The 20870-nt window shown below is 33.7% G+C and carries 19 protein-coding genes; 6 read left to right on the top strand and 13 right to left on the bottom strand.

Annotated features, from left to right (window positions below):
• Positions 1-30: 30 nt before the first annotated feature.
• Positions 31-840, bottom strand: coding sequence for a DUF1338 domain-containing protein (locus ACFX5D_RS01590; RefSeq protein WP_379856518.1), 810 nt, complete (start codon positions 838-840; stop codon positions 31-33).
• A 275-nt stretch (positions 841-1115) separates the two neighbouring features.
• Between ACFX5D_RS01590 and ACFX5D_RS01585 the strand changes: the two genes are divergently transcribed.
• Positions 1116-1589: an Lrp/AsnC family transcriptional regulator gene (locus ACFX5D_RS01585; protein WP_379856517.1), complete on the top strand. Its 474-nt coding sequence runs from the start codon at positions 1116-1118 to the stop codon at positions 1587-1589.
• Between the two features lie 10 nt (positions 1590-1599).
• Here the strand turns inward: ACFX5D_RS01585 and ACFX5D_RS01580 are convergent, their stop codons facing one another.
• Positions 1600-1878, bottom strand: coding sequence for a 4a-hydroxytetrahydrobiopterin dehydratase (locus ACFX5D_RS01580; protein ID WP_379856516.1), 279 nt, complete (start codon positions 1876-1878; stop codon positions 1600-1602).
• A 96-nt stretch (positions 1879-1974) separates the two neighbouring features.
• Here ACFX5D_RS01580 and ACFX5D_RS01575 point away from each other — a divergent pair, with 96 nt between their 5' ends.
• Complete coding sequence (locus tag ACFX5D_RS01575; protein ID WP_379856515.1) at positions 1975-3123, top strand: 8-amino-7-oxononanoate synthase; 1149 nt, start codon at positions 1975-1977, stop codon at positions 3121-3123.
• A gap of 15 nt (positions 3124-3138) precedes the next feature.
• Here the strand turns inward: ACFX5D_RS01575 and ACFX5D_RS01570 are convergent, their stop codons facing one another.
• The gene (locus tag ACFX5D_RS01570; protein ID WP_379856514.1) at positions 3139-4008 is read right to left on the bottom strand and encodes a diacylglycerol/lipid kinase family protein; all 870 of its coding nucleotides are present in this window, start codon (positions 4006-4008) and stop codon (positions 3139-3141) included.
• A gap of 61 nt (positions 4009-4069) precedes the next feature.
• Between ACFX5D_RS01570 and ACFX5D_RS01565 the strand changes: the two genes are divergently transcribed.
• Positions 4070-5035 carry an App1 family protein gene (locus ACFX5D_RS01565; protein ID WP_379856513.1) on the top strand — a complete coding sequence of 322 codons (966 nt, stop codon included), beginning with the start codon at positions 4070-4072 and terminating at the stop codon, positions 5033-5035.
• Between the two features lie 195 nt (positions 5036-5230).
• Here the strand turns inward: ACFX5D_RS01565 and ACFX5D_RS01560 are convergent, their stop codons facing one another.
• Positions 5231-7141, bottom strand: coding sequence for an ABC-F family ATP-binding cassette domain-containing protein (locus ACFX5D_RS01560; protein WP_379856512.1), 1911 nt, complete (start codon positions 7139-7141; stop codon positions 5231-5233).
• Between the two features lie 64 nt (positions 7142-7205).
• Between ACFX5D_RS01560 and ACFX5D_RS01555 the strand changes: the two genes are divergently transcribed.
• Positions 7206-7589 carry a DUF983 domain-containing protein gene (locus ACFX5D_RS01555; protein ID WP_379856511.1) on the top strand — a complete coding sequence of 128 codons (384 nt, stop codon included), beginning with the start codon at positions 7206-7208 and terminating at the stop codon, positions 7587-7589.
• 2 nt (positions 7590-7591) lie between these two features.
• Here the strand turns inward: ACFX5D_RS01555 and ACFX5D_RS01550 are convergent, their stop codons facing one another.
• The 9 genes from ACFX5D_RS01550 to ACFX5D_RS01510 all read right to left on the bottom strand — a co-directional run bounded on the left by ACFX5D_RS01550 (position 7592) and on the right by ACFX5D_RS01510 (position 18606).
• A complete protein-coding gene (locus tag ACFX5D_RS01550) occupies positions 7592-8644 on the bottom strand; it encodes an NAD(P)/FAD-dependent oxidoreductase (RefSeq protein ID WP_379856510.1) in 1053 nt (350 codons plus the stop codon).
• Between the two features lie 91 nt (positions 8645-8735).
• A complete protein-coding gene (gene porN, locus ACFX5D_RS01545) occupies positions 8736-9626 on the bottom strand; it encodes a type IX secretion system ring subunit PorN/GldN (RefSeq protein WP_379856755.1) in 891 nt (296 codons plus the stop codon).
• Positions 9627-9676: 50 nt separating this feature from the next.
• A complete protein-coding gene (gene porM / locus ACFX5D_RS01540) occupies positions 9677-11224 on the bottom strand; it encodes a type IX secretion system motor protein PorM/GldM (RefSeq protein WP_379856509.1) in 1548 nt (515 codons plus the stop codon).
• Positions 11225-11269: 45 nt separating this feature from the next.
• Positions 11270-11920 (bottom strand): type IX secretion system motor protein PorL/GldL, encoded by a 651-nt coding sequence (gene porL, locus ACFX5D_RS01535; protein WP_379856508.1) that lies wholly within the window; start codon positions 11918-11920, stop codon positions 11270-11272.
• Positions 11921-11968: 48 nt separating this feature from the next.
• Positions 11969-13375: a T9SS ring complex lipoprotein PorK/GldK gene (gene porK / locus ACFX5D_RS01530; RefSeq protein ID WP_379856507.1), complete on the bottom strand. Its 1407-nt coding sequence runs from the start codon at positions 13373-13375 to the stop codon at positions 11969-11971.
• A gap of 124 nt (positions 13376-13499) precedes the next feature.
• On the bottom strand, positions 13500-14651 hold the full coding sequence (locus ACFX5D_RS01525) for a formimidoylglutamase (RefSeq protein ID WP_379856506.1): 1152 nt from the start codon (positions 14649-14651) through the stop codon (positions 13500-13502).
• Between the two features lie 73 nt (positions 14652-14724).
• Positions 14725-17253, bottom strand: coding sequence for a type I DNA topoisomerase (topA, locus tag ACFX5D_RS01520; protein ID WP_379856505.1), 2529 nt, complete (start codon positions 17251-17253; stop codon positions 14725-14727).
• 293 nt (positions 17254-17546) lie between these two features.
• On the bottom strand, positions 17547-18104 hold the full coding sequence (locus ACFX5D_RS01515; RefSeq protein ID WP_379856504.1) for a hypothetical protein: 558 nt from the start codon (positions 18102-18104) through the stop codon (positions 17547-17549).
• Between the two features lie 34 nt (positions 18105-18138).
• Positions 18139-18606: a DUF6799 domain-containing protein gene (locus ACFX5D_RS01510; RefSeq protein WP_379856503.1), complete on the bottom strand. Its 468-nt coding sequence runs from the start codon at positions 18604-18606 to the stop codon at positions 18139-18141.
• 608 nt (positions 18607-19214) lie between these two features.
• Here ACFX5D_RS01510 and miaB point away from each other — a divergent pair.
• Together miaB and ACFX5D_RS01500 are read left to right on the top strand one after the other, a co-directional pair.
• Positions 19215-20660 (top strand): tRNA (N6-isopentenyl adenosine(37)-C2)-methylthiotransferase MiaB, encoded by a 1446-nt coding sequence (miaB, locus tag ACFX5D_RS01505; protein WP_379856502.1) that lies wholly within the window; start codon positions 19215-19217, stop codon positions 20658-20660.
• A 49-nt stretch (positions 20661-20709) separates the two neighbouring features.
• Positions 20710-20853, top strand: a complete 144-nt coding sequence (locus ACFX5D_RS01500) for a hypothetical protein (protein WP_379849578.1) — start codon at positions 20710-20712, stop codon at positions 20851-20853.
• The last annotated feature ends 17 nt before the right edge of the window (positions 20854-20870 follow it).

Genomic DNA, 20870 nt, shown 5'->3' with positions numbered 1-20870 from the left:
TCTTTTTAAATACAAGCAAAACCTAAGGTTTTAACTCTGCAATTTGACATCCGTACTTTCAAATATTTTATCGGCAGAAGACGCAACAAATCCTTGATATAAATCTCCGTTTTTCATTGGATAGCGAAGTGCAAATTCATAATAACAAGAAGGTATTTCTTTAGTCCCTTCATCAAATTTAATAGCATTTAAATCGGCTAAAGTACTTGATTGTTCTAATAATTGCGCTGGAGTTCCTTTTATTTCTCCACCAGAAGCATTCATTCTCCAATTGCTTTCTTTTAAAAATGAATTTAATTCTTCTAAGTTTGAAAAATTTGTCAATGCATTTACATTAATTGTAAAATGGTTCGCTCTAAACCCATATACATACATCCAAGCAGCATACTCCGATTCATCCAATAAAGTGTTGTAGGTTTCAAATGAATTTGCATTCCAAACCGCGCCACTTAGCACTAAATCTTCCTTTTCAAAAACACTTTGATCACAAGAATCCAAAAGTTTTTTAACTGATAATTGCAACTCCTCTGAACATTTTTCTAATTCTAACTCTGAAATAAAAATCCTAGGAGCAGTTCTATCAGTCGCATGTTCATAATGCCTTGCAAACAATTTTTTTGATTCAAAAACATATTTACCTTTCGATACATATCCAGCTTTTACAAATGGTTTTTCTAGTACGGCAATATTCACGCGCGCATCATTAAACGTCCTGATCGCAATATGATCGTTTTCAATTTTCTCTCCTTTTTCTTCTAATAGGGAATGAATTTTCTTGGCTGACGGGCTAATACTGGTGTATTGTTCCCATAATTTCGATAGTAAAAGATCTTTATTCATGATGCTAATATTGATTAGTAAATATGACACAAATTTACCTAGTATAGAACTACATTTACACTATATTAGCATTTTTATAAATTATATGACTATATAACCTACTTAAAGTGTAAATTTGACAGCTTACTTACATTCGTTTTAATGAATTATAATCAAAACGTCATTTTCTGTTTTAAAAGGCATCCATTCGTTTGTAAAATATGCCGTTTTAAAACTGATAATTAATAAATATAAAGTCAAATTCAATTTTAATTTTCTAATAAAAAAACAGTGTTATGCCACGTAATAATCGCAATGAAAATATTGATTACATTAACCAACAGATCATTAAGATGCTAAGCGCAGATGGTAGAATTGCTTATTCTGAAATTGCCAAAGAATTAAAAATCTCCAATTCATTAGTACATCAGCGCATTCGAAAATTACAAGATTCAGGAATTATCAGCGGTTTTTCGGTTCAATTAAACCCTAAAGAAATTGGATATGAGACTATTACATACACCGGAATAGCCACTAAAGAAGCCCGATTTGCTTATTCAATAGCTGAAAAACTAAAAGAAATACCAGAAGTAGTAGAATGTCATTTTGTATCTGGTAAGTACGCACTCTTTTTGAAAATTGTAGCTGCCAATAACGAAGAATTCAGAAAGGTACTTTATGAACAAATACACAATATCGAGGGTGTTGGCAGTACTGATTCATTTATTTCCTTTGGATCTGCTTTCCAAAAAAATATTTCATTATTCTAAAAAATATAGCTTACGATATCTTGTCAATCGCTTTTGCTAAGTCAAAATCTTTTTCAGTAACTCCATCGGCATCGTGCGTATTCAATCGAATTGACACTTTATTATACACGTTCAATAATTCTGGATGGTGATTTCTTTTCTCAGCCATTAAGCCCACTTGAACAATGAATCCCAAAGCTTGAGTAAAATCTAAAAATTTAAATTTTTTTTCGATTGCATTGCCAATAAATTGCCAATCGTTCAGGTCTTTTAATTGGGATTGAATATTTTCATCTGTATACTTTTCCATACTATTTTTATTTAGTATCTAAAGTTAGTTAATTTCAAATCATATAAAAATACTTTAACTTTATTAACTATTTTTGACAAAATATTAAAATTCAATTTGAATCCATCTTACTCTTATAAAATTTACTCTTTAATAGATGAACTTCCTGTAAATTGGGATGATTTAGCTGCATCAACTATATTTTTATCCAAAAAATATCTGCAAGTATTAGAAAAATCATCTCCTGAAAATATGATTTGTCATTTTATAGGGATTTTTAAAAATGATCTCTTGGTCGGTATTGCCGTTTCTCAATTTTTAGATTTAAATAAACTGGAATCTTTTGGAGAACGAGACAAATGTATAAAAACCGCCCTAAGAAATTTTGCTTTCAAGAATTTCTGCTCCAATGTTTTATTGATTGGAAACAATATGCTAACGGGACAAAATGCTTTCGCTTTTTTAGACAAAATTGATAAAAAACAGGCTATTAAAACCTTAAAAACGGCTTCCTCCGCATTAAAAAAACTATTTGAAACAAAAGGAAAAAAAATACATATCACCTCGTTTAAAGATTTTAACCAAGCGGAACTGAAAAACTTTGATATTTCCGAATTCAAAAAAAACTACCAATTCTCGACACAGCCCAATATGGTTTTTACCATAGATAAAGCATGGGAATCAGAGCAAGATTATATTAATTCCCTTTCAAAAAAATATAGGGATCAATATAAAAGAGCAAGGAAAAAAGCGGATGCGATTGAGAAAAGAAAAATGAACCTTCAAGATATTATCGCATATGAAGAAACCATTTATGACTTGTACATTCATGTAGCAAAAAATGCTCCTTTTAACACTTTCTTTCTACCTAAAAATCACTTTAGAACCTTTAAAGAAATCTTTAAGGAAAAATTCCTTTTTTATGGTTATTTTATTGATGAAAAACTAATAGGATTCAATACTCTAATTAAAAATGGAGATGTAATGGATACCTATTTTTTAGGTTACGACGAAAGTATTCAGCGTGAAAAAATGTTGTATTTAAACATGTTGTACGACATGATTGCTTATTCAATTAACAAAGGTTTCAAGGAAATTATTTTTGCAAGAACGGCACTGGAAATCAAAAGTTCCGTAGGTGCAAAACCAGTAAAAATGTACGGATTTATATCTCATAGTAATCCTATCATTAATTCTCATATGTCTAAAATATTCAGATATTTAGAACCGGATACTATTTGGCAGGAACGAAATCCTTTTAAATAAAACAAGCTTTTAAAGCTATTGAATTGCCACTTTCATTTGTTTGTGTAAAATTTCAACATTATACTCCGTTTCTTTGCCGCAATATTCCCCATCCATTTGAAAACTTACTGGAAAATTAGTTTTTATAACTGCTTGATTGGTTGATATAATTTCGACATCATTAGATTCAATCGGCATATTTCCGGTTATAATTTGTCCAAAAACGTACAGATCTAAGTTTTTCAAAATTACCAATTCAAACATTCCGTCGTTCATTACGCCGAAAGGGTTAATAACAACTCCCGTACCATATTTTTTAGAATTAGCAATAACAATCATTGTAGCAACACAATTTATAGTTTGATTATTGGCGGTTATTGTTGCCGTAAAAGGCCCCTCAAAATCTATTAAAGTATTTACCGCCTGCAGTGCATAGCCCAATTTGCCGCGGACTGTTGCGTTCTCATAGTTTTTAATAAGCTCTGCGTTAAGCCCTAAATCGCTCAAATGCAAACTGATTTTATCATTTATAGTAATAACGTCAATTTCTATATAATCATTGAGAAACGCAATTTTAAGGTTCTCGTCCAGCGTTAAATTCAAATCTAAATCAACTGCCAGACCATTTGCAGAACCTGCAGGCAAAATTCCAACAATAACATTCTCTTTTTCCATTGCCTCGGCAACCATTTTTATAGTTCCATCTCCACCAACAACGATGATTCTTTCTGGTGTATATGTATTATAAAGTGTTTTTATATTTACAATATCATTTACTCCTGAAGTATTATAAATTACAAGGTTAAGATTTTCTTTTTCAGCAAAAAACAAAGCCCCTTCGGTTAATTCAGCTTTATCAATATCTCCTGAAATAGGATTTACAACCATAATGATATTTTTTCTCAAAATTTAGCTACATTTAATGATTAAAAAATCCAAGTTACAATTCCCATCAAAAGTACAATAAATGAAGCCTATTTTAAAATTATATCGAGGGTATGCAAATGAGCAGGAGTTAATTGTGATGGGGCATGTTTTTAGACCAACAAGTACCAAAGATTACAATTTTCAAAAAAAAAATTTTAAAAATGCTGCTTCTGTAATCCGAATGTTTCAGATAAAAACACAGGCAAACGCTGATGTATACTTAGAACACAATAATGTAAAAATCCACACCAAAACATTGAATGACGGTTATTTTAAATTTTGTGTCCCGTTAGACCAGTACACAAAATATGGATGGATTGATTACACCGTAAGTATCCTTCACGAAAATGAAACTATAGCAACAACGGAAAGTTACATACGCCCGCACAAGGGGAATTTAGGAATTATATCTGATATTGACGACACTTTTTTAGTATCGAAAACTGAAAACCCGTTGATAAAACTATATATTCTATTATTTAAAAACATTAATAAACGTAAGGTTTTTGAAGATGTTGTACCTCATTACCAAGCTTTGAGTTCAGCCGGAAGAAATAATAAAGAAGAACAGAATGCCTTTTTTTATGTGTCCAGCAGTGAATGGAATTTGTATCGTTTCATCGTGAAATTTACAGAAATTAATCAATTGCCACGCGCAGTATTATTATTGAAGGATATTAAAACCAGTCTTACTGATTTTTTTATGACGGGAAGGGGCAATCATAACCATAAGTTTGATAAAATAAAACACATTTTAGAATTCTATCCTAATTTAGAATATGTACTCCTGGGGGATGATTCGCAACACGATCCATTCCTGTACGAAGCAATTTGCAAAATATTTCCAGTTACTGTAAAAGCAGTTTATATCCGACAAACAGGACTTCACAAAAAAGAAAAAGTAGAAGTAATCTTAAAAAATCTCGAAAGTTTAAATGTGTCCGTTTGTTATTTCAAAAATAGCAAAGAAGCTATCGCTCATTCAAAAATGATGGGTTTGATTTAATTGAGAGGCGTCTGATATTGCGATGTACTCTATAATCAAGACTGCCTCACAATGATTTTATTTTAACGAAATACGGTAACAAAAAAGTCAGGTTTCCTGTTTTTAAAAAGAGACCAAGAAAAGTTCTTTTATAAACATTAGAAACGTGACTTTTCTAGTAGTTATGAAATCTCAAAATTAAAACATAAAGCTGAATTAGCTAAAATTATCAATTTCTTCTTGCACGATTTCCCAATCCAGCAGCAGTTTATCTAATTCTGCTTTTTTCTTGTTGTATGCCATGAAAAATTTAGCATCCTCAATATGTTTATCATAATTAGAAGCTAACATTTTATCGTCGTTCTGAATGTCTCTTTCCAGTTGCTTGATTTGACTCTCGACTTTACTCAATTTATTTTGCAATGCTTTACTCTTTTTCTGATCTTCATAGGAAGTTTTATTGCTTTCTTTTGGTGCAGAAGCTTTTATTGCATCTTTTTTCTCAACTTCTCGCATATTCTCTAAATTACGTTGTTCCAAGAAATAGTTTATGTCCCCTAAATATTCTTTTATTTTTTGATCTTTAAATTCGTAAACTAAATTTGACATCCCTTGCAAGAAATCTCTATCGTGAGAAACCAGCAATAAGGTTCCTCCAAATTTTTGCAAAGCCGCTTTCAAAACATTCTTGGATTTAATGTCTAAGTGATTGGTAGGCTCATCCATCAATAAAACATTGATTGGTTGCAAAAGCAATTTACATAGCGCTAAACGGTTTCTTTCACCCCCGGAAAGGACTTTTACCTTTTTATCTACATCATCACCACGAAACAAGAAAGAACCCAGCATATCGCGCACTTTCATTCGGTTTGTATCAGCAGCAGCATCTTCCATGGTTTGCAACAAGGTAATTTCACCATCCAAATATTCCGCTTGATTTTGCGCAAAATAACCTAACTGTACGTTATGACCCAACTTTATCGTTCCTTGGTATTCAAATTCGTTTACAATTGCTTTGATAAATGTTGATTTCCCTTGGCCATTTTGTCCCACAAAAGCAATTTTGCTTCCACGCTCCACTAAGAGATTAATATCTTTCAAAATGGTTTTATCACCATAACTTTTGGTTACATTTTCAGCCTCGACAACTACTCTGCCTGGTTCTTTTGAAACAGGAAAAGTGATATTCATCACAGAATTGTCATCTTCATCGACTTCGATGCGTTCTATTTTATCGAGTTTCTTAATCATAGATTGTGCCATCGAAGCTTTAGACGCTTTGGCACGGAATTTCTCAATTAATTTCTCGGTTTCTTCAATTTTTTTGGCTTGATTTTTTTGTGTTGCCAATTGTTTCTCCCGAATTTCATGACGCAACTCTAAATATTGAGAATAGGGTTTGTTGAAATCGTACGCTTTACCCAGTGAGATCTCAATAGTTCTATTAGTCACATTATCCAAAAACATTTTATCGTGTGAAACAATCACCACTACACCGGGATAATTTCGCAAGAAACTTTCCAACCAAATGATACTCTCGATATCCAAGTGATTCGTAGGCTCATCCAGTAGCAATACATCGTTTGCCTGCAACAGTAGTTTAGCTAGCTCAATACGCATTCTCCAACCTCCCGAGAAAGTTTCGGTTTGATTATTGAACACTTCTCTTTTAAAACCTAGACCAAGAAGAATTTTTTCTGTGTCTCCAACATAATTATAACCCCCTAATAATTCAAAACGGTGGGTGTAGTCCGACAGATCTTCTATGATTTGGCTGTATTCCTCGCTCTCATAATCGGTACGAGTAACTAATAAATGATTAATTTCTGCTAGTTTATTTTCTACAATTTTAATATCTGTAAAAGCTTCATAAGCTTCTTCAAGCACCGTTCTCCCTTGTTCAAAATCTATATCCTGACGCAGGAATCCCATCCGAACTTCTTTCTCCTGAGCGATGCTTCCAGAGTCAGGAGCGAAATCTCTTGCTAGAATTTTAAGCATGGTGGATTTTCCAGCACCGTTTTTACCAACGAGACCAACTCGATCACCTGCACCCAAACGAAAGGTGACTTCTTCAAACAAATAAGAACCTCCAAAAGAAACAGATAAATTGTGTATATTAAGCATAATTTGTGATAATGTTACACTGGTACCTTTTCTAAAAATGTACCTTTGTTAAAAATTTTTGCAAATGTTAAAAAAAGGATCCAAACTAAATAGTATTTTAACAGGAACTTGTCCTAAATGTCAGAATGAGAGTATGTATTTGGATAAAAATCCGTTGCATCTCGATAAAATCTTAAAAATGCATGAAAATTGCACCCACTGTGGATTTAAATATCAAATTGAGCCTTCGTTTTTTTACGGCGCGATGTATGTCAGTTACGGCTTAAATGTCGGAATTGGAATTGCAGCTTTTATTATTTCTTATCTCTTTTTTAGTGCTTCAATAAAAGTGGCTTTTATTACTATAATTGTGTCACTTATCGTATTGTTCCCATTTGTTTTACGATGGTCAAGAAATATCTATATCAACATGTTCGTTTCATACGATCCAAAGACAAATTTAAAATAACATTATTTCTTGTCTTTAGACAGAAATCGTCTAATATCAATTTCCTTGTTTAAGGGGGTATTAAATTCTACTAAGTCAAATAACGATTTCGCCATTGAAGGACCTAGCATTACTCCTCTTGTACCTAATCCATTAAGAATATGAACTCTGTCATAATCACAATGTGTTCCTACTAATGGTCTTCTGTCTCTGACCGTTGGTCGAACTCCTGCAAAATGTTCCACAATTTCAAAATCACAGGTGATAATCTCTTTAATTCTTTCGATTAATTCTGCTTTCCCTTCTTGAGTTGGAAAATCTGTTTTGTCTTTCCAATTGTATGTCGCACCAACTTTGAATAAATTATTACCCAGAGGAAGAATAAACACACTTGTATTAACGATTACATCTAAATCAAGCCCTGAAGCTTTAATGATAAAAAGTTCTCCTTTTGTACCGTCTAATGGCAAATTTTTGAAATAGGGATTAGAATGCATTCCAAAGCCTTCCGCAAAAATAATATGTTTTGCCTCTATCTTTTTATATCTAATACTAATGTCGCCAACCTCCAAAGCATCATAATCAAAAGCTCCCTCTTCAATTAATTTCTCATTATTTAAATATTCTTTGTACTTATCCAGCAGCATTGCCGTATCCACGTAACCAGTTTGCAGAACTTCACCATAACCATATGGAGAATCAATTCCCGGAAATTTTTTATGAATCAATTCAGTGGAAAGAAAAGGAGCCAGCATTATTTTATCGGAGGCAGCAAACCAATTATTTTGTTCTTCAACTGAGAAAAATTTTCTTAAAATTGGCTTCTTAAAATCTATTTTACTTTTCAATTTCTCTTCTAAAACAGAATAAAAATCATTCATGAGTACTAATTGCTCCTGAGCAAGCCATACTTCACTAAAGCGCTTTAAAATAACAGGATTGTATAAACCTCCTGCAATCCTTGAGGAATTTTGTGAATTATTATCAAATACAAAAATGGATTTATCATGTTGCAAAGCTGTTTCTGCAAATGAAATTCCTGCTAATCCCGAACCTATTATTAAATAATCAATCATTTGTAGCGATACCTTATAAAAGACACAAAGGTAAGATTATTAAAATAAAAAAACTCTTACCGTTACAGCAAGAGTTCCTTTAATATGAAAATTAGTAATTCCACATATCTTGTTCAAAATTTCGAATTTTTTCTTTTACTCTTTCCGATTCTAGTAATTGATTCTGCGCATTATCTTTCATGTAATCTTTAATCGCTCTATCTCCATAGATGTTTTCTTCTTTGTAGATTGTACTATTAAAACGCCTTGAATTCAAAATTTGATCGAAAGAAACAGGCATAGCAGAATTTTTATCATTGAAAGCTTTCGCTTCATGCAAAACTTCCCTAGCCGCTGGGAAAAATACCCAAAACAATTCGATATAATCTTTCTCATCACTATTCATAGTGTATACATCCGGTGTTACTGGACAAATACCTAGCAAACGATATTTCAGTTCACTTTGACGTTTATCAAAATACCAATATCCCTTGATTTTATATGCAGTAACATCCTGTGCTGTTAAATCTTGTTTCAAGATATTCTCAGCCGCTACTGCTTGACCTGCATTTATTTGTTCTCTACCAACATCGGTAGTGTCAATTCGGGAAAGTGAACCCTGAATGTCTTTAAGTGATTTTTTAGTATTAAAATAACTATCCGTATAAACTTCAGTAATTTTACCATTTTTCATTGCTTTTGTCAATACATCGTATAACGAACGTCTGTCAGAACCAATATTCGCGGTATCAATTGGAAAATATAAAGCGAAATTTATCTTTTCACTAAGATCAATAATTTCCCAAGTTGTTTTACCCATCAATACATCTCTATCGTGAACATAACCGTATGCCAAAGGCTTGTCATTATCCGAAATAAGTTGCGCAGCGCTTTTTAGGCCAATTTGATCCGGTGTTTTAGCATTAAGCAAATTAGATTGTGCTACAGATGCAAAACTCCCAGTGACAGAGATAATAGCTATTAAAAAATTTCTTACATTCATCATTATATCATAATAAGTTATTGAAGTATGTTTTGCTTAAAACATACTTACTATTGTATTTCAAAAATTACCGGAGCCGTTCTAGGCAATAAATAACTACCTGCTCCAACAAGTTTAGTTTTAATTTCAGAAATAGTTACCTGATCCCCTCTTCCTACTTTAGAAAGAACTGCTTTGCATTGCGCATTTAATTTGTTACCGGGAACTACTACAGTAGGTTGACCTGTCACTTTAAAATTAAATCCCACTACATTTAATCCAACTTCAAAATCAAAATCTACCAATTTTGCTCCGATTGTTGCAATTTCTAAGTTTGATTTAGGACCTTTGACCACTCCCATTTCTCCTCTGATTGTTCCAGCAGGACCCGGAATACCTTTAATTCTAAACGATTTTTTATCCGATACTTTAGAACCATCAGGAAGCGTAGCAGTCACATTAATAACGGTTTCTGTTCCTCCGCCTGGACTCATGTTATATTTTCCTCCACCAGCTGAACTTAATCCAGGAGCAGAAGCGGATACTTTATCAGCTGAAACCCCGGCAAAAGAAATTGTCATAGGATTTACAACACCTCTATAAACAACATTCATTTTATCCGCAGAAATTGTGGCCGATTTTGGTCTCGCTACAACAACGTATTTATCTTTAATAGATAAACTTACAACTTTACCATTTTCATCAAAATTAAAAGACCCGCTGATTGGATGTTCTCCTATACTACCCGCTCCAAAAGAGAAATTAGCTTGGCCGGCTTGAGCTGCAACACTTGAACCATTTACAATTACTGATTTAGCTTTTAATGATGGATCAAACTTACCTAATATAATTTTTCCCTTAACTGCTTCACCTTGAAAGAAAACAGACTTCTCAAGAACAACTATCGGTTGATAAGCAGTAAGAGAAGCTGCAGCAACCAAGTCTGATTGAAACATCCCTGTCATAACATCACTTTCGGTAGTTTTAATATCCGCTTGCAATTGGGACAATTTAGTAATTGTAGCAATAAGTGGGTATCCTTTATAATTGTAATCTATCCAAGCTAATTTAGCTCCTGCTTTTTCAGAATAAACAGGATTCGTTGCAAACCGGGCTTCGATTTTTTTCATCTCTGACTCGGCAACTGAGCTTCCTCCAATTTGTTTGATCTGAACAGAATAATTATTTACTTTATCCAAAAACTCCTGACCTTGCTTAGAAACTCTATCTCCTGTAAAAAACATTCTGTCAATTAAATCTCCCTTATCCATTTGTTCGTAAGGCAAATTCCCTTCGGCATCTCTCACGAATTTTTTAGTAACCGTCGTTTTAATGTTTTCTATGTAATCATTAAATTCTTTAGAAACTGCTCTAATTTTCTCTACTTTAGCTTTTTTATCGCCAAATTGACCAGGCTGATCTACCGCTTTTTGAGACAATTGTTCAAAAGAAGATTGATTTCTTGTATCTGTTATAGAGTTAGACTCTACTATTTTATTATTCAAAATTCCAAAGGCAGATAATACTTCTTTGGACATATTTAATGCTAACATCGCGATAAAAACCAAGTACATTAGGTTTATCATCTTCTGTCTAGGGGTTAGTTTTCCTCCTGCCATATTTTCTACTAATTAGTTTATTTTTTTTTTATAGTTTGAAAATAATTATCCTTTGTTATTCATTGCAGAAAGCATCCCGCCGTATACATTATTTAATGATGACAAGTTAGATGTCAAAGACTTCATTTGGTCTTTCAATTTTAAATTATTCTCCGCAACTTCTTCATTTATTTGTGCATTTCTTGAAGCGCTTTGCAATTGAATTTTATATAAACTATTTAAAGATTCCATTTGGGCTGCTGCCAAAGTCAATTCTTCACTGTATTTTTTAGTAGAATTAATCGAATCTACAGTTGGAGCAATCCCTTTTGCAGCTGATTCGAAATTTTTAATACTACTTCCTAAACTAGCCATCAATTCACCATCAATTTTAGCGTCTTTTAACATCGCATCTAATTTTTGAGATAACAATCCCTGAGCATCAGAAGGAGTTTCTATTTTAGCTTTCTTAGGACCCGTAGCTTTACCATTGGCAAGTTCTGGATAAACTAACGTCCAATCTAAATCTTCATCAACTGGTTCAAATGCAGAAAGAGCAAAAATCAATGCCTCAACAACTAAACCTATAGTTAACATTAAATTTCCTGTTATAACTCCAAATTCGATATGAGTTATTTTAAATAATGCACCAATGATAACAACTGCTGCTCCCATTCCGTATGCGAAATTCATTTGTTTTTTGCTTAGTAATCCCATGATATTGTTTTTTAGGTTTATTTGATAGATTGATTTGGTCTCTTTATTTTATTTCGCTTTTTTACCGTTTCCAGTAGTTTGTAATCCCATGTAATCTTGAACGGTTCTAAATCCAATAAAACTTCTTGCAGAATCAGCATATTCAAAATCTCTAGTACTTACTTGTAGGAAGTAAGAAACATCTTTCCATGAACCTCCACGAACAACTTTACGTTTATTTGAAGCATCTAATACATTTGGATTCATTGAAGAAACATATTCGTAAGCGTTTGGATCATAAGATGAATCCGTCCATTCCGATACATTTCCAGCCATATTGTATAAATTATAACCATTTGGCTCATACGATTTTGCTTCTACAGTATACAAAGCTTGATCTGCTGCGTAATCTCCTCTGTTTGGTTTGAAATTAGCAAGAAAACAACCTCTGTCATTTTTAGTGTAGGGACCTCCCCAAGGATATGTCGCCGATTCTAAACCACCTCTTGCTGAATATTCCCATTCCGCTTCAGTAGGCAATCTAAAAGAATTGATTAAATCATGACCCTTCTTTTTAGATTTTATATAAGTATTTTTATTTAGCGTTCTCCAAGCACAAAAAGCTTTGGCTTGTGTCCATTTTACCCCTACAACCGGGTAATCACCGTATGCTTTATGCCAAAAATAGTCATTGTGCATTGGTTCATTGTACGAGTAAGCAAAATCTTTAATCCAGACCGTTGTGTCAGGATACACATTCACTTCTTCGGTTTTTATAAAATCTTTTCTTTTTCCAACTTTTGCTTTGGCTGCCGCCTGAATATCCATCCAAGAATAGCGGAATTTTAATTTATTCACGTCAATGGTACGCAATCCATTATAAGACGCTTCTATAGGCAAATACATAGAATCCATCACTTCCGTATAGTACTCATCAGGATACAACTTAGTATCTTTTATAAGTTTAACTTTTTTGTTCAGTTTTCTACCCGCGTAAGGATCATCAGCGGTTCCTATGCTGTAATAATTATCATACATATACTTGTCGTACGCAGTCATTTTTTCAGGATCTGAATCGTTAAAAGCAAAATCACCAATACTGCCGGAATTCTTACCTTTTCCTTTTCCATCACCTGCTTTCTGCCCACTTTCGTCCGCAAGAATTGCCAAACGAACTCTCATTGTTGAATCTTTTACCCATTCTACGAATTGGCGGTATTCACTGTTGGTGATTTCAGTTTCGTCCATGTAAAAAGAACGAACAGTAACTGTTTTTGTCGGAGCATCTTCAACATCAGCTAAATCATCATCTGATTTACCCATAATAAAAGCACCTCCTGGAACTAAAGTCATTCCATAAGGTTTTTCAGGATGCCATTTTCCTCCATTAACACCAACTAGTTCTCCTTTGTCGCCTGATTTACCACAGCCAATTAATAGGGTCAATATTGCCGTAAATGCAATGAACTTCTTCATATAAATTTGGATTATCTATTCATTATTTTTAAGTGTGTAAACCTATTTATTATTTCTTTAAAAAACAATCTTTTATCACTAAACAAGCTGTTTTTTATAAAATTTCGTTAATAAAGCCAAAAAACTATACTATATTTTTTCTTTGTGCTTTCCACCACCTTTCTGGTAATTCTTGATTGCATGCTAATAAATATTCATCGTAGGAACATGGTAATAACGTATTTCTTTTTAGTTTATTATTACCGTTAGAAATAAAAGGAATCTCTATCCACCAACGATCGGTTTTATCACTTTTATAAAATACAAGTTCCTCTTCTTCTAATGGAACTATGTATTTAATATAATTCTCTCTGCTCCCATAAGGATACTCATAGGAACGATAATGAAATCCTTCAATAAAATACCAAATTATTTGTGCTATTATGACCGATTCCTGTGCTGAATTATTATGATTAAAAATCCCCAACAATGAAACCTTATCACTTATCCCTGCATATCTGGATAACGAACAAATTTCCTTTCCATTAAACCCATTTGGCGTAAACGAAATAAAATTTCCTGAATCGGACGATTTAATAGCCGTCAAATCAATACTTACTAAATCTGCATCTCTGAAAACAGGTTCCGACAGAGAAATATTATTAGATATCTCACCTAATCTATACGCATCAAAAAATAATTTTTCGATCAAATCAATCTCCTCTTGCGAATTATAATACGTTTGATAACCTATATTAGAATAATTGAATAGATTGTTAGGCTCATCAATAATTATTTTTGTCAAATAAGAAGAGTCAGAAACATCTTCATTTTCTTTTCCAAAATCAAATTTATTATCAATAGAAACCAAGTTGACCATCTGCTCTAAATCATCATAAGCTCTATAAAGTGCATACGTTAAATCCTGAGAGCCTCCAATAACAATAGGAATAATCTTTTTCTTGATTAAACTTGCTACTACTTTCTTCAGTGCAAAATAAGTGTCATCATTCGAATTCCCAGCAAGAATATCGCCTAAATCAGCAATAGAGGCATCCCAATTCCCGGGAAACAATCCGTATAACTCTTTCCTTACCGGTATTAAATCGATGTCGGAAATTGCGTTTTTATCGCCACGATTTTCTAAAACGCCTATTACAGCAATTTTAATCTTGTTTAAATCTGGAAATTGATCTTTAGTATGCAAAACAATTTTACTCCCCAATTGCTGAGAAGTCAATCCGCTTATATAGTCAAGGATTTCATTATCTACCGGTTTTAGAAAATCAAATTCCATTTATTTCTTTTTATCCTATCGCCAACTCTCTCCTGAGCGAGAGAGAAATTAAACTGGAATTAGTTATTGTTTTTTACTTTTTTACCGCCGGTTTCTTAACGGCTGGTTTCTTTGCTACAGCTTTCTTCGCTGGTGTTTTTTTAGCAGCTACTCTTTTAGCAGGTGTTTTTTTTGCAATCATTTCCTGAACTTCGGCTAATGTCAATTTTGTGGCATCAACATCCTTACTCAATTCAATTTTGATTTTTCCTTTGGTAATCACAGAACGTCCCCAACGGGCTTTTTCAACTAAAATCCCTTCGTCTTCCCAATTATGCAAAACCTTGTCTATATTTTTCTGCAATTTATCTTCAATCAAAGCTTCCACATCGGATTGTGACAAATTATCAAAATCATATTTCTTGCTTACGTTAATAAACAAACCGTCCCATTTGATAAAAGGACCAAAACGACCTACACCTTTTTGAACACCCTCACCTTTATAAACCGCAATAGGCGCATCAGCTAATGCTTTTTCGTCAATTAATTCCTTTGCTCTTTCTAAATCTATATCCAAAGGGTTTTCGCCTTTTGGCAAAGAAACAAATGCTGCTCCGTGACGAATGTAAGGACCATAGCGACCATTACTCACTTCAACTTCCTCGTCTTTATAATTCCCAAGATTTTTAGGCAACAAAAACAAATTCAAAGTTTCCTCTAAAGTTATATTTCCAATATTTTGATCTGTCATTAAGCTGGCGAATTTTTTCTCTTCATCATCTGCAGCTCCAATTTGAGCCATTGGTCCAAATTTACCTAGACGAACAGAAACCGGTTTTCCTGTTTTGGGATCTGTTCCCAGAATTCTTTCACCGCTTTCACGCTCTGCATTGGCCTCGACATCTTTTACCGTTGGGTGAAAATTATCGTAAAACTCCTGCATCATTTTTGTCCATTCAATATTTCCTTCAGCAATTTCATCAAAATCCTGTTCCACTTTTGCCGTGAAATTATAATCCAGAATATTTCCGAAATTTTTAACCAAGAAATCAGTAACGATAGTTCCAATATCTGTCGGAACTAATTTTCCTTTGTCAGATCCTGTATTTTCTTTCAGCAACTTCTCTCCTACTTTTCCAGATTGTAAAGTCAGTTGTGTATAATTCCGTTCTTGTCCGTCAAGATTTCCTTTCTCTACATAATTTCTGTTGATAATCGTAGAAATCGTTGGCGCATAGGTAGAAGGACGACCAATTCCCAATTCCTCTAATTTTTTCACCAACGAAGCCTCCGTATATCTTGCAGCTGCACGAGAATATCTTTCTGTCGCTGTAATGTAATTATTCCCTAGTTTTTCATTGATTTTCATCGCTGGCAACATGCCTTCTTGCTCTTCTTCATCGTCGTCATGACCTTCCAAGTATACTTTTAAGAAACCTTCAAAAAGCAATACTTCACCGGATGCTGAGAAAATATCGCCATGATTGTTCGCCTCAATTTTCACGTTAGTACGTTCCAATTTTGCGTCGCTCATTTGCGAAGCCAATGTCCTTTTCCAAATCAAATCATACAAACGCGCTTGATCCCTATCGATGTCTACTGTATGACGCGACATATCTGTAGGACGAATTGCTTCGTGTGCTTCTTGCGCGCCTTTACTTTTATTAACAAAAGTTCGAGGTTTAGAGAATTCTTTTCCATAGGATTTGATTATTTCTGCCTGAGCAGCTTCCATCGCATCTTTGGATAAGTTCACACTATCCGTTCTCATGTACGTGATCAGTCCAGCTTCGTATAAACGTTGTGCGAGTTGCATGGTAATTCCAACAGGCAAATACAATTTACGAGCTGCTTCTTGTTGCAAAGTTGAAGTCGTAAAAGGTCCAGTTGGTGATTTTTTGGTAGGCTTCGTTTCTAAATCGGAGACCTTATAGTTAGAACCGATATTTTTATTTAAAAAAGCCTCGGCTTCTTTTTTTGTATTGAAATTTTTAGGCAGTTTTGCTTTAAATGCTTTCCCTGCTTCATTAGTGAATTCTGCTACAATAGAATACGTCGCTACGGCTTTGAAATTCTGAATTTCTCTTTCGCGCTCTACAATCAAACGAACGGAAACCGATTGTACGCGCCCGGCAGAAAGTCCACCTTTTATTTTTCTCCATAAAACAGGAGACAATTCATAACCAACTAATCTGTCTAATACACGACGTGCTTGTTGCGCATTAACTAAATTATAATCGATTTCTCGTGGATTATCAATCGCTTTCAGGATCGCTGTTTTAGTAATTTCGTGAAAAACGATACGCTTTGTTTTCTTTTTGTCTAATTTTAATTCTTCGGCAAGATGCCAAGAAATAGCCTCACCCTCGCGATCCTCATCACTTGCTAACCAAACCATTTCGGCTTTTTTTGCTAAAGTCTTTAATTTGGTCACCAATGCTTTTTTATCGGCAGAAACTTCGTATTTGGGTTTGAAACCATTTTCCACATCTACCCCAATTTCTTTGGAGGGTAAGTCAGCAATATGTCCGTAACTGGACTCTACTTGAAAATCACTTCCTAAAAATTTCTCGATTGTTTTTGCCTTTGCAGGGGACTCAACTATAACTAAATTCTTTGCCATTGCTCTATTTTTCTGGGACAAAAGTATCTTTTTTTTTTAAATTTTAAGTTTTTTTAAATTTTAAAAGTCAAATTTCTTGTTGAAATACAGGTTTGGTTATTGTGAACTCTATAAAATTTCAACAATTAAATCAATATAAATGATTGCGGTCAATTCTTAGAATTTAAGAATTATTTTCCTTATGGATTCTTCATATTGTTTAAAAAACTATGATTTCTTATAACTAAAATCAGAGATTTATTTAAATATTTGGGGAGGCATTATAAATGCCTCCCCAAATATTATACGTTTATTTAACGATATATTTCTTGTCCTTTATTTTCGCGCCAAGACTGTTCAATATGACTGGCATCCTCCTCATTACGTGGATGAACTCCCATAACGATGTGCCCCTCTTTTACTCCGGATTCATATAATTTAGCGCGTTCTTCAGGAATTCCTGAACCGACCAAGGCTCCAATGACTCCTCCCGCAATCCCACCTGCACCTGCACCTGCCAAACCCGCAGCTAGAGGTCCGGCTACCAGTAACCCCAAACCGGGAATAACTAGACTGGTTCCCAGCGCAGCTATAACACCCACAACAGCACCAACAGCACCACCGATAGCGGAACCTTTTCCTGCATCTTCGGCCGCTTTAGTGCCTATTACTGTTTCTTTAACATCACCAGAGAAATGTTTTTTACGAGTTTCGTCAGACATAATTAAATTAATATCATCCTTTGTATAACCTCTTTCGTGAAGAGAATTGTAAGCCTTCTCTGTACTTTCGCGATCTGAAAACATTCCTGTTAGCATACCTTTTTCTGAATTAGTTTTTTCAGCTTGGTCTTGATTTCTTTCTGTGTCCATTGTTTTTAATTTAAGATTAGAATTATTAAAATTATTATTTTAGAGTGTCTTTTTTTAATTTATCATTAGGGATCAAATACATATCTTTATTTTTTTTAGTATTCGTAGAACTTTGCTTAGCAGAAGTTTTTCTACTAATAATCTTTTGTGTTTTTGTAGTTGTAATGTTACCCGACATATCCATGCGTTGGCCTTCTCTCATCATCATTTTTGTCCCATTTTTTTTCATTATCGTTCCGTCACCGATTATTTTAATGCCATTACTCAAAGTCATATCCTGATTCATCACCGTCATTTTTCCGTCTTTAACCATCATCATTTTTCCGTTTTTCATCATCACCCCATCAGGATAGGATTGGTACTTATCCTGATGGGGCATGTCTACAGTCATGCGATGGTGGTCTTTATCGCCCTGATGCATTTTATTTTTAGTCGAATCCAATTGTGCGAATAAACACATTGAACAGCATAGCGCTACACTGGCAAAAATTATTTTTTCCATCTTGATTGTTTTTTAAAAATTTGTATTAAAATATTAATTTATTAAAATGCTCTTAAATAAGAAAAATGAAAAAAAATCGTCTTTTAAAAAAAATTTACTCTGTACGATTCTTTACTAATACAATATTGATGACTTTCTTATTACTTTGTTGTTTGTTTTTATTCTAATTTGAACTTAAATTGATCAAAGATTTTTAAGTTCTTAATCCGATTTAATTTTACAAAACATCTCCTCAAATCAAATTTTCAAATTTGCTCCTCTTTTTTGAGTTAGCTACTTTAAAATTACATTATTCTAACTCACAAACAATTGATTTTCACTATTTTGAGAAAAATTTAACTTAAATCCTTAGCTTAAATTTTAATAGTTATTAGTAAATAAAATTAACCAACAACTTGGGCGACAAAGTCAGATGTATGTTAGAACATTAAATTGTAATAACCGAAGCACCAAGAATTCACAACAGTTGAACAAATGATATAATAAAATAGAGCATCATTATGATACAGATGAAGCTAAATTAAAAACACAAAACATTGTTAATTCTTCATCTGACATCTTGTCATATTTATTGAAATTCCCTTATCTTTGCGCTTTGAAAATATAGGATGGAAAAGATTATTGAAGAAAATAAACAAGGCGTAAGTCTTGTTCTAGAACATAAACCCGAGAATACTAAAAAACTTTTTATAGAGAGTTATGGTTGCGCGATGAATTTTTCGGACAGCGAAATTGTAGCTTCTATATTATCCGGAAACGGATATAACACTACGAAAATTCTGGAAGAAGCCGATTTAGTTTTGGTGAATACCTGCTCGATTAGGGACAAAGCAGAGCAAACGATTCGGAAACGTCTAGAGAAATACAATGCCGTGAAGCGTATTAATCCAAAGATGAAAGTGGGCGTTTTAGGCTGTATGGCGGAGCGATTGAAAAGTCAGTTTCTGGAAGAAGAAAAAATTGTAGACCTAGTTGTAGGTCCTGATGCGTATAAAGATTTACCGAACCTTTTGCAAGAAGTGGAAGAAGGTCGAGATGCGATTAACGTGATTTTGTCAAAAGACGAAACCTATGGTGATATTTCACCGGTGCGATTGATGAGTAACGGAATTACGGCTTTGGTTTCTATTACCCGTGGCTGCGATAATATGTGTACGTTTTGTGTGGTGCCCTTCACCCGAGGACGAGAACGCAGCCGTGAGCCGCAAAGTATCATGAAGGAAATTCAGGATTTGTGGGACAAAGGTTTTAAGGAAATTACACTTTTAGGTCAGAATGTGGATAGTTATTTATGGTATGGTGGCGGTTTGAAAAAAGATTTTGAAAACGCAACCGAAATGCAAAAAGCTACGGCTGTAGATTTTGACCAATTATTGGAAATGGTCGCTGTTGGTTTTCCAAAAATGAGAATCCGATTTTCGACATCAAATCCGCAGGACATGCACGAGAGTATTTTGCACGTAATTGCAAAATATTCTAATATATGCAAGCACATTCACTTGCCGGTCCAATCTGGAAGCAATAGAATCCTGAAAGAAATGAATCGTTTGCATACGCGTGAACAATATATGACTTTGATTGACAAAATCAGAACTATTATTCCGAATGGATCTATTTCGCAAGATATGATTGCTGGTTTTCCAACAGAAACCGAACAAGATCATCAAGACACAATGAGCTTGATGGAATATGTAAAGTATAATTTTGGTTATATGTATTCGTATTCTGAACGTCCGGGAACTTTAGCAGGAAGAAAAATGGAAGATGATGTAACAGAAGAAACGAAAGCAAGAAGATTACAGGAAATTGTTGATTTACAACAAAAACATGCTTGGTTGCGCAGTGAAGAATTCATTGGTCAAACCGTAGAAGTTTTGGTAGAAAAAGTTTCCAAAAAATCTAAAGAAGAGTTTTCTGGAAGAAATTCACAAAGTATTACCGTTGTTTTTCCAAAGGAGAATTATAATATAGGAGATTTTGTAAATGTCAGAATTTTGAGTTGTACCAGCGGAACTTTAAAAGGAGAAGCAATTGGGTTTAGTGAAATGAATTAAAAAAATTAGCTGAAATTTAAATTCATACCCAAAATTTTAAAAGAGTAAAATGTTAAAAAAAAATATAATCATTGGTTTAGTCACTTTTATAATTGGATTTGGAGCTACATTCTATATCATCAGAACCTATTTCCCAAAACAAAAAGTTGAGAAAACAGTCCCTTTACAAGACACCTTAACCAAACCGCAATAATTATTACGAATCGAATA

Source organism: Flavobacterium fructosi (assembly GCF_042787335.1).
In the GTDB taxonomy this organism is placed as follows: Bacteria; Bacteroidota; Bacteroidia; order Flavobacteriales; family Flavobacteriaceae; genus Flavobacterium; species Flavobacterium fructosi.
Note: the sequence above shows the minus strand (reverse complement) of the source record. Positions and strands in the feature narration are given on the sequence as shown.